The organism is Enterobacter sp. JMULE2 (assembly GCF_013337145.1).
Taxonomy (GTDB): Bacteria; Pseudomonadota; Gammaproteobacteria; order Enterobacterales; family Enterobacteriaceae; genus Enterobacter; species Enterobacter mori.
Genome location: NZ_SGWD01000018.1, coordinates 418,717 through 432,627 on the forward strand (window position 1 = coordinate 418,717; position 13,911 = coordinate 432,627).

Consider the following 13,911-nt stretch of genomic DNA (forward strand, 5'->3'; position numbering starts at 1 on the left):
TGTGATGCGCGTACTTTTGACAATGCTGTTGCTGGTAGGGTTTGTAGCGAGTGCGGCGGAACCGACGCAGAGGTTTACAGACGATCTGAACCGCAACGTGGTGGTGCCGGTGCATCCGAAGCGGATCGTCTCGTTGCACGATTTGGATATAACCATCCCGCTGATTGAGCTTGGGGTACCCCCGGTTGCCAGCCATGGCCGCACCCGACCGGACGGCAGCCATTTTCTGCGTTCCAGCGGCATGTTAACCGGCGTCGATTTTGATAATTCCGATATCAAATTCATCGGCACTGCGGATATCGACATTGAAGCCATCGCCGCCGCGAAGCCGGACCTGATCATCACCGAGCCGACCCGTAACACGCCGGTAGAACAGCTGGAAAAAATTGCCCCGACGGTGAGCATCGATCACCTCGACGGCGGTGCGCCCGAAATCTACCGCAAGCTGGCGCAGCTCACCGGTACGCAGGCGCGGCTGAAGGTTCTGGAGCGTCGCTATCAGGAGCAAATCAAGGCCCTGAAAGCGACTATCGACACCCGCACGTTAACCGTGTCGGTGATTCAGGCCAATCAGGGAAAAATCAACGCCATGCACAGCTACCACTCGCTTGGACGCGTGCTGCGCGACGCAGGATTCACGTTTCCACCGCTGATTGAGAGCATCCCGGACGGTGGGCGTATCGACGTCAGCGCCGAGCGCCTGCCGGAGCTGGATGCCGATTTCGTCTTCGCCACCTGGCGCGGCGATACCGGCGGCAAGCCGCAGGACGAGCTGGCGGCGATGGACGCGGTGATGCCGGGCTGGTGTCAGTTCCTCAACGCCTGCCGCACCGGGCATTACGTGCTCATCTCTCGCGAGGAGGCCATCTCGAACTCGTTCGCCTCGTTAGGCCTGATGGTCGCGCAGGTGCAGTCGCAGATTGCGGGACGTCCGCTGCCGGAGGCATCACGGTGATCCGCAAAGTCGATGTGTACGGTGACCGCTTCCGTTCGCGGGCGAACCAGCTCACGCCACGGCTGCTGCTGGTGGCGCAATACATCAATGAGAACCGGGAAGCGGTCATGGAGCAGACGGCGATGGAGATCGCGACGATGCTTAACACCTCGGATGCCACCGTTGTTCGCGCTATCCAGGCGCTCGGTTTTGCCGGATTGCGCGATCTGAAGCAGACGCTCGAGCAGTGGTTCGGCCCCGTGGTGACCTCCAGCGAGAAAATGTCTACCACGGTGAATACGCTGACCAGCGATGTGAATACGAGCATCGATTTCGTGCTGGAGGGGCATCGGCACACCTGCGAGGTGCTGTCTGAACCACACAACCGCTATGCGATGGCGCAGGCCGTGTCGCTGCTGGCACAGGCGAGGCAGGTCGCTATTTTTGGCATTGGCGCATCCGGTATTCTGGCCGATTACACTGCCAGGTTGTTCAGCCGTATGGGACTTCCTGCGATCCCGCTCAACCGCACCGGGATAGGGCTTGCCGAACAGCTTATTGCGCTTCAGCGCGGCGACGTGCTGATCATGATGGCGCAAAAATCCGCGCACCGGGAAGGGCAAACCACGCTGCGCGAGGCGAAACGTCTGGGCATTCCCACCATTTTGCTGACTAACGCGACCGACTCGCGATTCAGCAAAGAGGCCAGCGTGGTGATCCACGTTCCGCGCGGCGGCGAGAAGGGCAAAATCCCGCTCCACGGCACGGTGCTGCTGTGCCTTGAAATGATTATTTTGTCCGTCGCCTCCACCGAGCCACAGCGCACTATTAAGTCGATGAAGCGCATCAACGAGTTACATCGTGGATTAAAGCCCGGGAAGAAGAGTGGTTGATTTTCCCCCTCTCCCTGTGGGTGAGGGCGTCAAACCGCACGATGGTTCTTCCTGTACTGCAGCGGCGTCTCGCCAATCCCTTTTTTAAACGCGCTGATGAACCACGTCACGTCGGAGAACCCCGTCTGCGCCGCGATGTCTCGCACGCTCGAATCCGTGTGAAGTAAACACTCGCAGGCCTTACGCAGCCGTAACGTGTTGAGGTAGTCGTGGATCTTCTCGCCCGTCTCCGCATGGAATTTTCGCGACACGTAGCTGCGCGATTTGCCCAGCTCTGCGGCCAGCGCGTCCAGGCGGAACTTCTCCTGATAGTGCTCATCCAGCCAGAACATCACCTGGCTGGCGATCCCCTGGCTGCTGCCCGGCGTGCCGTCGCGATCGTCGGGCAGCATGGCAAACAGGCCGATCAGCAGCCCGGCAATGGCCTCGCTGTTCATGGGAGACTGATAACAGCCCAACAGATGATCGACATGGTGATGGCAATGCGCCAGGTCAGCGACCCACGCCTCACCGCCGCGGCGTGAAAGCCGCTCCAGACGCTGCCGGGTTTGCGGGAAATCACGCAGGTTTTTCAGCACGGCGTGATGATCGAGATGAATGATGGTGCGACGGTAAATGGCCTCCGCCTGCGCGTCCACCATCACCTTGTGCAGGGTAAAGGGTGGGAAGAAAAACAGCCGGCCGGGGCGCATGGTGTAATGCCGGTTGTCGACAATCGCGACGCCAAACCCTTCTTCCACATAGAGAATTTCCAGACACTGGTGCCAGTGGTGGTAACGCACGGTATTGGCGAACAGGCGGCTAAACGACACCACGGTGTCGTTTAGGGTAATCAGCTCAAGATGATCGGACGTTGGCGTGTCGCGCATAGTGCAATAGATCTCAACTTTTTCCCGTCAGATGCTATTTATAAACCACCTTTTTAAATTTTCTTAACTGTAGGTTTATTCATCGTTCTCACCTGTGACGCGGCTAACATTTCTGCCCCTTGCGGATTCTCTATGCTTTGCCGCAGTTGATTACGAGGGCAAACCTATGTGGGCGGCAAACAAAGAAAAATCAAATCCGTTGTCTTCACGCCGGGACGTGGTGGCGTATTTAAACGGGATGCTGGGCGCGCTGGATAAGCAGTTTCCGCCGGGCAGTTCACGTTTTTCGCTGGGCGAGACCTGCGCGCATTACGCGACGGATATCGCGCAGATGGAAGGGCTTTCCCGCGCGCTGTGGGGGCTGTTTCCGCTGATGGCGGGCGGCGAGGGCGAGTCGTGGAGTGAGAAATACCTGGACGCCATCAAACTGGGCACCGATCCGCAAAGCGCGGGCTACTGGGGTGAAACCGGCCCCTACGATCAGCGTCTGGTGGAGATGGCGGCCTACGGTCTGGGGCTGTCCCTGCTGGGTGACAAACTCCTCAAGCGCTTCACCGAGCGCGAAGTGATGAACCTCCACGCCTGGCTCAGCCAGATTACCGACGCGCAGATGCCGGACAGCAACTGGAACTACTTCGCCATCATGGTCCAGCTTGGATTCAAGCGCGCCGGGCTGCCGTATGATCAGCGCGCCATCGACCATCGCTTTGCGCTGATGGACGCGTACTATCTGGGCGACGGCTGGTATTCCGACGGTCCGGGGCGTCCGAAAGATTATTACATTTCAATGGCCTTCCACTTCTACGGGCTGATCTACGCCGCCCTGAGCGGCGACGAGGCGAGGGCGGACGTGCTGCGCGAGCGCTCGCGTCTGTTCGCGCAAGACTTTATCTACTGGTCCGCTGCTGATGGTGCCTCGGTGCCGTTTGGCCGCAGCCTGACCTACCGTTTTGCGATGGTCGCGTTCTGGAGCGCGGTGGCTTTTTCCGGGCTGGATGTGTTCACGCCGGGCATCGTGAAGGGCATTATTCTGCGCCATCTGCGCTGGTGGCAGCAGCAGCCGATTACCGATCGCGACGGCATTTTGACCCTCGGCTTTGCCTATCCGAACCTCGCGATGTGCGAGGACTATAACTCGCCCGGTTCGCCGTACTGGGCGCTGAAAACCTGGCTCATTCTGGCGCTGCCGGAGACGCATCCGTTCTGGCTGGCCGATGAAGAGCCGCTGCCCGCGCTGGCTGAAAAGCACGTGATTCCGCATGCCCGGCAGATCCTTATCCATGCGGAAAAGTCGCAGCACGTCACCATGCTCACCGCCGGTCAGCTTGAGCTGAATAACTACGTCAATACCGACGCCAAATACACTAAATTTGCCTACTCCAGCCGCTTTGGTTTCACCATTGAGCGCGGGCGCTTTGGCCTGAAGCATGCGGCCTGTGATTCCATGCTGCTGCTGGCGGACGGAGACGATTACTACCGCGGTCGCCGCGAATGCGAAGCGGTGCGGGTGGATGAAAATTACCTCTACTCGCGCTGGTCGCCGTGGCACGACGTGCATATCGACACCTGGCAAGTGCCGTTCGGGGAATGGCATCTGCGCCTGCACCGCATCAACAGCGCACGCGCGCTGCAAACGGCCGAGGGCGGGTTTGCGGTGATGAAAACCGAACACCAGATCCGCGAGCGTGGCTGTTATCTGGCAGCCGAGAACGGCAGCAGCGTGATTGTCGATCTGTCGCCTGCCATCACGCGCCTGCCGGACAGCATCGTTACGCCGCCGAACAGCAGCATCATGTTCCCGGCGTGCGCCACCATTCCGCTGTTAAAAACCGATATCCCTCAAGGCGAAAGCTGGCTCTGCTGCGCCGTCTTTGCCAGCGAAAAGCAAAAACTTGCGGCCAGGCCGCACCTGAATATCACCCAAAACCAGGTCGAGATCCGCGAACCTGGAGGCGAACGTCTACTGTCGTTCACATTATAACAATTCTGACCCTACACCTCGGCGAGGATGGTATGAAAAATACATCGATAACCAACAGAACCGAATATTACAAAATCAGCAGCTTTATTTTTCTCTATTTCTTTACCTGGTCCGCCAGTATTGGTCTGCTGGCTATCTGGCTCGGTCAAAAAGCGAATCTCAGCGGGGCGGTGATCGGAACCGTATTCGCGGTGAACGGTATTTTCTCCGTTATTCTCAAACCCATCTACGGCTATATTCTCGATAAAATCGGCATGAGCAAATACCTGCTCTATTTTGTGGTCGCCATGTCGGCCCTGATGGCGCCGTTCTTTATTTACGTCTATCAGCCGCTGTTAATCTCCAACACCATGTTGGGGATAATTATCGGCGCGCTCTATTTGAGCTTTGCCTGGTATGCGGGCGTGGCGGCGTGTGAATCCTATTCTGACCGCTTCAGCCGCCTGAACGGCATGGAGTTCGGGCAGATCCGCATGTGGGGCTCGCTCGGCTGGGCGGTGGCGTCGTCCTTCTCCGGCCTGCTGTTTAACCTCTCGCCTGCGTATAACTTTATTATGGGCAGCGTGACCTCTGTGGTGATGCTGATTGTCCTGCTCAGCCTGAAAGTGAACACTAACTCCGTTCACGCCGGTGAGGTGCTGACCAAAGAGAAAATCGCCCCTTCGGACGTGTACGCCCTGCTGCGCAGCCGTAAATTCTGGGCGTTCTGCCTGTACGTGGCGGGCGTGGCGTGGATGATGTTTATCGCCGAACAGCAGTTCTCGCGCTATTTCGTCACCTTCTTTGACGATATCCACCAGGGCAACGCGGTGTTTGGCTATTTGGGCACCGTGCAGTCCGGCATGGAGTTCGTTATGTATATGGTGATCCCGCTGTTCGTCAACTTTATTGGTGCCAAGCGCGGGCTGTTAATTGTCGGTCTGGTGGTGGGTGCGCGTCTGATTATTTCCGGCATGTGCGATTCACACCTGTTAATTTCCGTGCTGAAGCCCCTATACGGCCTGGAAATCTGTCTGCTGCTGGTCTCGGTGTTTAAATATATCGCCGAGCATTTCGATAAGCGCGTGAACGCCACCATGTATTTACTGGGCTATCAGGCAATGCTGTACGTCGGTAACGTGGTCATCTCTTCGCCTGCGGGATATCTGTATGATCGCATCGGCTTTGAACAGACCTATATCATCATGGGCGCCACGGCGCTGACCTTTACCCTTATTTCTGCCTTCACGTTATCCGCCTGTCAGAGCAAATGGCGCGGGCCCCGCACGCTGAACGTAGCAGAAACCTCTACCCGATAATTACGCCGTCAAAGAAGGAACCGAAATATGTTAAGTCGTATCAAAGAGGAGCGCCTGCCCGCGATTGCCGCGCCCGTTGACCCACGCGCATTTAGCGATGAACTGAGCGCGGCTCGCGGCCATGTCCTCGACCTGATTAGCCGTCATTTAACCGAATTCGGCGAGCAGTTCCCGGCGGAAACCTGTAAGGACGGTTTTTACCCGCTGACCGATAACGTGGAGTGGACCACCAGCTTCTGGACCGGCCAGCTCTGGCTGGCGTGGGAAATGAGCGGCGAGGCGAAATTTCGCGCGATGGCGGAAAAGCACGTACGCTCGTTCGGCCTGCGCATCGCCGGACGCAATGACACCAACACCCACGACCTGGGCTTCCTGTACACGCTCTCCTGCGTGGCGGCCCTGGCGGCTGACCGGGAACCGCGAGGCGCGCGGGTTCTCCCTGCTGGCGGCGGAAGCCCTGCTGGAGCGCTTCCATGAGAAGGCGAAGATCATTCAGGCGTGGGGCGATCTGGCCGATCCGGAACAGGCCGGACGGATGATCATCGACTGCAACATGAACCTGCCGCTGCTTTACTGGGCGACGGAACAAACCGGCGATCCGCGCTTTGCCGAGGCTGCAAAAGCGCACGTGATGCAGGCGGCGACGTACCTGATCCGTGAGGATGCCTCGACGTTCCACACCTACTATATGGATGTGAACACCGGCGCGCCGCGCTACGGCAATACCCAGCAGGGCTATGCCGACGACTCGTGCTGGTCGCGCGGGCAGGCGTGGGGCATTTACGGCTTCCTGCTGAGCTATATCTACACCGGTGACGAGACGATGATCGCCCTGTCGAAGCGGCTGGCGAACTATTTCCTCAACCGACTGCCGGAGGATTCTGTCTGCCACTGGGATCTGGCGCTGGTGGGCACCGACGCGCTGCGCGATTCGTCCTCGGCGGCCATCGCGGTATGCGGGCTGCTGGAACTGGTGAAGCATCTGCCGGTTACGGATCCGGATCGCGAGCGCTATCTGGAGTGGGCGAAAGGGATCATGTCGTCGCTGACGAAGCACTATCTGATGGGCAAAGACGAGAAGGGCAACGGGCTGCTGAAGCACTCGGTGTATCACCTGGCGAGCAACAAAGGGGTGGATGAGTGCGCAAGCTGGGGGGATTACTTTTACGTTGAAGCGCTGGTGCGCTTTACGCAAAGCTGGAAATCGTACTGGTAAAACAGTCGGGGGAGGTGCCCCCGACTCTGCGGTTACGCTTTCGGGATGCGCAGCGTCTGGCCTGGATAAATTTTATCCGGGCTGGAGAGCATCGGGCGGTTCGCCTCGAAAATCTTGTTGTACAGGTTGGCATTGCCATACACCGTTTTGGAGATGGCGCTCAGGGTGTCACCTGATTTAACCGTGTAGTAGGTCGCTTCATCTTCGGCATCGGTGGCGGTGATGTTGTTCTCCACCTCGCTCACCCCTGCGATGTTCCCCACGGCAACCTGAATCTTCTCTTTCTGCTCTTGCGTCAGCCCGTCACCCGTCACGCTGGCTTTGCCGTCGGTAACGGTGACCTGGACTTTATCCGCGCCAGGAATATTCAGCTTTTTGAGGTGCTCGCTGACTTTGTCGCTCTGACCTTTATGATCGGTCAGGTTATCCCATAACTTTTCGCCTGCTTCTTTCACGAAGTTAAAAAGACCCATTCCATCCTCCTGTTAACAATGAAGTCAGAATAAGCATAGCAGTTGGGCTTTAAGGTGATAAAAAAAGCCCGGTGGCGCTAGCGCTTACCGGGCCTACGGGGCAGGTTTTGTAGGCCGGGTAAACGCAGTGCCACCCGGCAAATTCCACGAACCTTAAACCCCTTGCTCCAGAATACGGATATGGGTATCCAGCACGTCACCTTTTACCGCCTCACTCCACGCTTTCATGTGCGGAGTCTGCAGGTGCGCCTCGAGGTGCGCCACGGTTTCCCACAGTTCAACCATCATTATTGAATCCGGCGCGGTCGCCTGGAAGCTGGCATCAGTGGCTGCATCCACCAGCGGCGCATAGCCGTGGCAGCCTTCCTCTTCAAGTACAGTCGGGATAATCTTCGCGAACTGATCCAGCACCGCCTGGCGGTGATGTTGACCTGGACGAGTACGAATTTCAGCAATTACGGTAAGCATGGTTAACTCCTTCTAATTCCAGGTTACCAGTTAAGCAAAAATTTCCGCGAGATGCTTGCGATATTCTGCGATATAGCTCGGGACATCAGGCATTTTAATCACGTCGTTAACGATAAACGTCGGCAGCGGATCCATGCCCAGGAACTGGTTCGCCTTGTGGAACGGCAGATACGCACCGTCTACGCCCACGCCTTCGAAGAACTGATCTTTCTCGGTGAAGGCTTCCATCGGGGCGTTCCAGGTCAGGGAGAGCATATATTTTTTGCCCTGAATCAGGCCGCCGGAACCGTATTTTTTGGCGGCGTCTGAACGGGTACGACCGTCGCTGGCATACAGCGAACCGTGGCCTTCAGTGAACACGTCATCCATGTATTTTTTCACGGTCCACGGCGCGCCCATCCACCAGCCCGGCATTTGCCAGATCACCACGTCGGCCCACAGGAAGTTCTGCACTTCGGCTTTCACGTCATAATCGCTGTCCGCGCGCACGACCTTAACATCATGCCCGGCGTCGCGCAGGAAACCGTCCGCGACCTCGGTCAGGGTGTCATTCAGCTGGCCTTTAGAGTGCGCGAACTCTTTCGCGCCGTTGATAATCAGAATGTTGCTCATTATTTGTCCTCGGTGTTGAGAGTATGTCGGGGATTCTACGCGCGAGGACGGAGCGGAAAAATAAGCAAAATGTGCAAAGTCTTTTGCACACAGCGCAATAATGCCTACCAGCTGACGTTGACCTCAACGCCCCCTTCAGCCGCATTAGCCAGCGAGACGCGCATACCGTGGAGGGTGGCGATGCGTTTAACAATCGATAACCCCAGCCCGCTTCCGGTGGCATCTTGCCCCGGTGGACGATAAAAGCGCTCGCCAATACGTGCCAGCGCGTCGGGGGAAATCCCGGGGCCGTTGTCACGCACGGTGAAGCGGTGACCGTCCAGCGTCACGTCCACCACGCTACCGCGCGGGCTGTAACGTACTGCATTATCCAGCAGGTTACGTACCAGCAGGCTCAGGAGCAGCTGTTGACCCGCGCGTTTCACCTCTGGCGCATGGATATTCAGGCGCACATCAATGCCCGCCTGCTGCGCCGGATGATAAATATCCATCACCGCGGACTGCAGTAAATCGGCCATGACAATCGGCTCGACGCCGTCCAGGTTATCCAGCGAATCCAGGCGCGACAGCGTAAGGAGCTGATCCACCAGCCGGGAGGCGCGGTCGATACCCGCATGAAGCTGAGAAAGGGCCTTGGACTGCGCCTCGGGATCGTCCTGATACAGCTGCGCCACGTCGGTTTGCACCTTCAGGGCGGCTAACGGGCTGCGCAGCTCGTGGGCGGCATCGGAGGTAAAGCGGCGCTCGCGGCTCATCATCTCTTGCGTGCGCATAAACAGGTGATTCAGGGCGTCGAGCAGCGGACGCACCTCAGTGGGGACACCCTCCGTTGGGAGTTTATCGGTGGCATCCGGCGTGCGGGAGCGCAGGGTTTGCGCCAGCTTTTTCAGCGGCTTCAGCTCGCGGCTCAACAGCAGGATCAGCAGCAGGAGCATGACGGGCAGCGCCACCAGCCACGGCGTAAGCTGAGAGCTCACCACGTCCAGCGCCATGTCCTGGCGGTACTCCCACTCCTGCCCGACCACCACGCGGTATTTACCGTCCGGCGACGTCAGCCATAAGAAGCGCCATTCGTCGTTGTCGTCCTGAAGCCGTCCGTCAGTAAACCCGTCGCGGCGGTAGTGATACGGAATATCGCGCCCGTTTTCACCGTCGTTGAGGATCATGCTGCCGTCGGCGCTAAAGATGGCGAAGGCCAGCGCGTCATCGTCCAGATGCCCGTGTTTGGCTTTTTTGGGCACCTCGCGCATGCGCTCCGGCGCGCGGAGTTCGTCAAGATCCATCGTCAGCAGACGTTTGGCAAACAGCATCTGCTGGGTATCAAAGAGCTTGTCGAGCTTATGCGTCGTTTGCTGCCACGCGACAAGACTGGCGGCAAACCAGGCCGTCAGGGAGAGCAGCAGGAAGAGCAGCGTCAGGCGGAGTTTCAGGCTCAGTTTCATGCGTCACCCAGGGTGTAGCCGATGCCGTGCACGGTGCGGATAAACGCGCTGCCGAGCTTGCGGCGAAGATGATGGACGTGAACTTCCACGGCGTTGCTGGAGACGTCGTCATCCCAGTTATAGAGCTTTTCTTCAATTGCTGTGCGGGGGAGCACGCGGCCCGCATTGCGCATCAGCAGCTCCAGCAGGGCGAACTCTTTTGGCTTGAGGGTCAGCGTTTCGCCGTCCAGCGTGGCGACCAGGCTCGTCGGGTCGAGCGTGACCTTACCGTGACGCAGCTCGCTGCGGGTCTGGCCGTGGCTGCGGCGCACCAGCGCTTCAAGGCGCGCGGCCACTTCGATCAGGGCAAACGGCTTGCAAAGGTAATCGTCCGCGCCCAGGCGCAGCCCCTCGACGCGCTGGTTCAGCGCATCCCGCGCCGTCAGAATCAGTACCGGCTCGCTGCGCCCGCTTTCGCGCCAGGCGCGCAGGATCTCCAGCCCGTCGATCTCCGGCAGCGTCAGATCCAGCACTACGGCATCATAGGGCGCGCTATACAGCGCGGCCTGACCGGTTTTCCCGTCGGTAAACCAGTCCACGTTAAACCCCATTTTGCTCAGGCCCGCTTTGATGCCGTCGCCGATGAGCCTGTCGTCTTCTACCAGTAAAATGCGCATGTTCCCTCCTTGATGCGGTCAGTAAACCCTCTGAATCAACATGCTGTACAGTAAAAATAAATAAATTTTCCCCTTAAGAAGTTGTTAAGGATTACCCTGTTTAATGGACTGCGAAACCACATTAAAGGGAGAGATTAAGATGAAAAAATTCGCTGCACTTGCTGCCATCATGATGATGACCACTGCCCCTGTTTTTGCCGCGCAGGGCGGATTTAACGGCCCGTCCGCAACCGCGACCCAGACGCAAACCCAGCAGGGCGGTTTTGTGGATAACAATGCCAACCTGACGACGGTGGCAAAAGTGAAGGATCTGAAGGACGATGCCTGGGTGAAGCTGCGCGGGAACATCACCGAGCGCCTATCCGATGACCGCTACACCTTCCGCGATGAAACCGGCACGGTGGTGGTTGAGATTGACCACAAGCGCTGGAACGGCGTGACCGTCAGCCCGCAGGATAAGGTCGAACTCCAGGGTAAAGTCGATAAAGACTGGAACGAGTTTGAAATCGACGTGAAGCAGGTCATCAAGCTGAACAAATAACCCGAAAAGGGCCGCCTGTGCGGCCCTTTTTCTTTGTGACTCAATTCGTCAGATGAGGTAGTATCTGCGGCAATATTGCCTGAAACCCTTCGGTTTCTGAGTTGAGGAATCACACGTAATGAGCGATATGGCAGAGCGCCTCGCGCTACATGAATTCACGGAAAACGCCTACCTGAACTACTCCATGTACGTCATCATGGACAGGGCGTTGCCGTTTATCGGGGATGGCCTGAAGCCCGTTCAGCGCCGCATCGTCTATGCGATGTCCGAACTGGGCCTGAGCGCCAGCGCCAAGTTCAAGAAATCCGCCCGTACCGTCGGTGACGTACTGGGTAAATACCATCCGCATGGTGACAGCGCCTGTTATGAAGCGATGGTGCTGATGGCGCAGCCGTTCTCTTACCGCTACCCGCTGGTGGACGGGCAGGGGAACTGGGGGGCGCCGGACGATCCGAAATCCTTCGCGGCGATGCGTTATACCGAATCCCGCCTGTCTAAATATGCCGAAGTGCTGCTGGGCGAGCTGGGTCAGGGAACCGTTGACTGGGTGCCAAACTTCGACGGTACGATGCAGGAGCCGAAAATGCTGCCTGCGCGTCTGCCGAACATCCTGCTGAACGGCACCACCGGTATCGCGGTCGGTATGGCGACGGACATTCCGCCGCACAACCTGCGCGAAGTGGCGAAAGCCGCCATCACCCTGATTGAACAGCCGAAAACCTCGCTGGACGAGCTGCTGGATATCGTGCAGGGGCCGGATTACCCGACCGAAGCCGAGATCATCACCTCGCGCGCGGAAATCCGCAAAATCTACCAGAACGGTCGCGGCTCCGTACGCATGCGCGCGGTGTGGAATAAAGAAGACGGCGCTGTGGTGATCACCGCGCTGCCGCATCAGGTCTCCGGTGCCAAAGTGCTGGAGCAGATCGCCTCCCAGATGCGCAATAAAAAACTGCCGATGGTGGACGACCTGCGCGACGAATCGGATCACGAAAACCCGACCCGTCTGGTGATCGTCCCGCGTTCTAACCGCGTGGACATGGAACAGGTGATGAACCACCTGTTCGCCACCACCGATCTGGAAAAAAGCTACCGCATCAACCTGAACATGATTGGCCTTGACGGTCGCCCGGCGGTGAAAAACCTGCTGGAGATCCTCACCGAATGGCTGACGTTCCGCCGCGATACGGTGCGCCGTCGTCTGAACCACCGTCTGGAAAAAGTGCTTAAGCGCCTGCATATCCTCGAAGGTTTGCTGGTGGCGTTCCTCAACATCGACGAAGTGATTGAGATCATTCGTACCGAGGACGAGCCGAAGCCCGCGCTGATGTCGCGCTTTGGCATCAGCGAAACCCAGGCCGAAGCCATCCTCGAACTGAAGCTGCGTCATCTCGCCAAACTGGAAGAGATGAAGATCCGCGGCGAGCAGAACGAGCTGGAAAAAGAGCGCGATCAGCTGCAGGCGATTCTGGCGTCCGAGCGCAAGATGAATACCCTGCTGAAGAAAGAGCTGCAGGCGGATGCTGAAGCCTTTGGCGACGACCGTCGTTCTCCGCTGCACGAGCGCGAAGAAGCGAAGGCGATGAACGAGCACGACATGCAGCCGTCCGAGCCGGTGACCATTGTGCTGTCGCAGAGCGGCTGGGTGCGTAGCGCCAAAGGCCACGATATCGACGCGCCGGGCCTGAGCTATAAAGCAGGCGACAGCTTCAAAGCGGCGGTGAAAGGCAAGAGCAACCAGCCGGTGGCGTTTATCGATTCCACCGGCCGCAGCTACGCCATCGACCCGATCACGCTGCCTTCCGCGCGCGGACAGGGTGAACCGCTGACCGGCAAGCTGACGCTGCCGCCGGGCGCGACGGTTGACCATATGCTGATGGAAGCGGATGACCAAAAACTGCTGATGGCCTCCGATGCGGGCTACGGCTTTATCTGTACCTTTAACGATCTCGTGTCGCGTAACCGCGCCGGTAAAGCGCTGATTAGCCTGCCGGACAACGCCCACGTGATGACGCCGCTGGTGATTGAGAACGAGAGCGACATGCTGCTGGCGATCACCTCTGCCGGACGTATGCTGATGTTCCCGGTCAGCGACCTGCCGGAGCTGTCGAAAGGTAAAGGCAACAAGATCATCAACATCCCGTCAGCGGAAGCGGCGAAAGGCGAGGATGGCCTGGCGCACCTCTTCATTCTGCCGCCGCAGAGCACGCTGACGATTCACGTCGGCAAGCGTAAAATCAAACTGCGTCCGGAAGAGCTGCAGAAGGTTGTTGGCGAGCGCGGTCGTCGCGGCTCGCTGATGCGTGGCCTGCAGCGTATCGACCGCGTGGAGATTGACTCTCCTGCGCGCAGCACCGCGGGCGACAGCGAAGAGTAACGTAACGCCTCCCCCCTCCGTTCCGGAGGGGGGCATTTCACGAAAATTTCCCGTAAAATCGTTGTTAATTCGTGCGTTGCGATTAACAATACGCGCTCGTAATAAAGTCCTTACCTGGCCACAGGTGAAGTATAATTGTCAGCTGTCAGGG

The 13,911-nt window shown here is 58.2% G+C and carries 12 protein-coding genes and 1 pseudogene; 7 read left to right on the top strand and 6 right to left on the bottom strand.

Translation table 11 applies throughout. The features are described from left to right. Positions 1 to 4: 4 nt before the first annotated feature. Together EXW94_RS26635 and EXW94_RS26640 are read left to right on the top strand one after the other, a co-directional pair. Entirely contained in the window at positions 5 to 955 is a 951-nt protein-coding gene (locus EXW94_RS26635) for an iron-siderophore ABC transporter substrate-binding protein (protein ID WP_108416224.1), read from the top strand. Further along, positions 952 to 1,827 (top strand): MurR/RpiR family transcriptional regulator, encoded by an 876-nt coding sequence (locus tag EXW94_RS26640; RefSeq protein WP_174341523.1) that lies wholly within the window; start codon positions 952 to 954, stop codon positions 1,825 to 1,827. Before EXW94_RS26635 ends, EXW94_RS26640 begins: the two co-directional genes overlap by 4 nt. A gap of 29 nt (positions 1,828 to 1,856) precedes the next feature. Here the strand turns inward: EXW94_RS26640 and EXW94_RS26645 are convergent, their stop codons facing one another. Further along, entirely contained in the window at positions 1,857 to 2,696 is an 840-nt protein-coding gene (locus EXW94_RS26645) for an AraC family transcriptional regulator (RefSeq protein ID WP_010435622.1), read from the bottom strand. A gap of 166 nt (positions 2,697 to 2,862) precedes the next feature. On the opposite strand from EXW94_RS26645, the gene EXW94_RS26650 reads away from it, so the two are divergent. From EXW94_RS26650 to EXW94_RS26660, 3 genes and pseudogenes are all read left to right on the top strand, one after another. Beyond that, positions 2,863 to 4,677, top strand: coding sequence for a DUF2264 domain-containing protein (locus EXW94_RS26650; RefSeq protein ID WP_174341524.1), 1,815 nt, complete (start codon positions 2,863 to 2,865; stop codon positions 4,675 to 4,677). 32 nt (positions 4,678 to 4,709) lie between these two features. Further along, entirely contained in the window at positions 4,710 to 5,975 is a 1,266-nt protein-coding gene (locus tag EXW94_RS26655; protein WP_089599592.1) for an oligosaccharide MFS transporter, read from the top strand. A 27-nt stretch (positions 5,976 to 6,002) separates the two neighbouring features. After that, a pseudogene (locus EXW94_RS26660) lies at positions 6,003 to 7,191 on the top strand (glycoside hydrolase family 88 protein). 32 nt (positions 7,192 to 7,223) lie between these two features. On the opposite strand, the gene lysM reads toward EXW94_RS26660, so the two are convergent. The 5 genes from lysM to qseB all read right to left on the bottom strand — a co-directional run bounded on the left by lysM (position 7,224) and on the right by qseB (position 10,842). Next, the gene (gene lysM / locus EXW94_RS26665; protein ID WP_174341525.1) at positions 7,224 to 7,664 is read right to left on the bottom strand and encodes a peptidoglycan-binding protein LysM; all 441 of its coding nucleotides are present in this window, start codon (positions 7,662 to 7,664) and stop codon (positions 7,224 to 7,226) included. Positions 7,665 to 7,817: 153 nt separating this feature from the next. Beyond that, entirely contained in the window at positions 7,818 to 8,132 is a 315-nt protein-coding gene (locus EXW94_RS26670; RefSeq protein ID WP_010435613.1) for a putative quinol monooxygenase, read from the bottom strand. Between the two features lie 30 nt (positions 8,133 to 8,162). Further along, on the bottom strand, positions 8,163 to 8,744 hold the full coding sequence (locus EXW94_RS26675; protein WP_108416232.1) for an NAD(P)H-dependent oxidoreductase: 582 nt from the start codon (positions 8,742 to 8,744) through the stop codon (positions 8,163 to 8,165). Between the two features lie 104 nt (positions 8,745 to 8,848). Further along, complete coding sequence (qseC, locus tag EXW94_RS26680; RefSeq protein ID WP_174341526.1) at positions 8,849 to 10,186, bottom strand: quorum sensing histidine kinase QseC; 1,338 nt, start codon at positions 10,184 to 10,186, stop codon at positions 8,849 to 8,851. Further along, the gene (qseB, locus tag EXW94_RS26685; protein ID WP_174341527.1) at positions 10,183 to 10,842 is read right to left on the bottom strand and encodes a quorum sensing response regulator transcription factor QseB; all 660 of its coding nucleotides are present in this window, start codon (positions 10,840 to 10,842) and stop codon (positions 10,183 to 10,185) included. Before qseB ends, qseC begins: the two co-directional genes overlap by 4 nt. 139 nt (positions 10,843 to 10,981) lie before the next feature. Here qseB and EXW94_RS26690 point away from each other — a divergent pair, with 139 nt between their 5' ends. Together EXW94_RS26690 and parC are read left to right on the top strand one after the other, a co-directional pair. Further along, entirely contained in the window at positions 10,982 to 11,383 is a 402-nt protein-coding gene (locus EXW94_RS26690) for a YgiW/YdeI family stress tolerance OB fold protein (RefSeq protein WP_174341528.1), read from the top strand. 118 nt (positions 11,384 to 11,501) lie between these two features. Next, positions 11,502 to 13,760, top strand: a complete 2,259-nt coding sequence (gene parC / locus EXW94_RS26695) for a DNA topoisomerase IV subunit A (protein WP_089599583.1) — start codon at positions 11,502 to 11,504, stop codon at positions 13,758 to 13,760. Positions 13,761 to 13,911 lie beyond the last annotated feature (151 nt).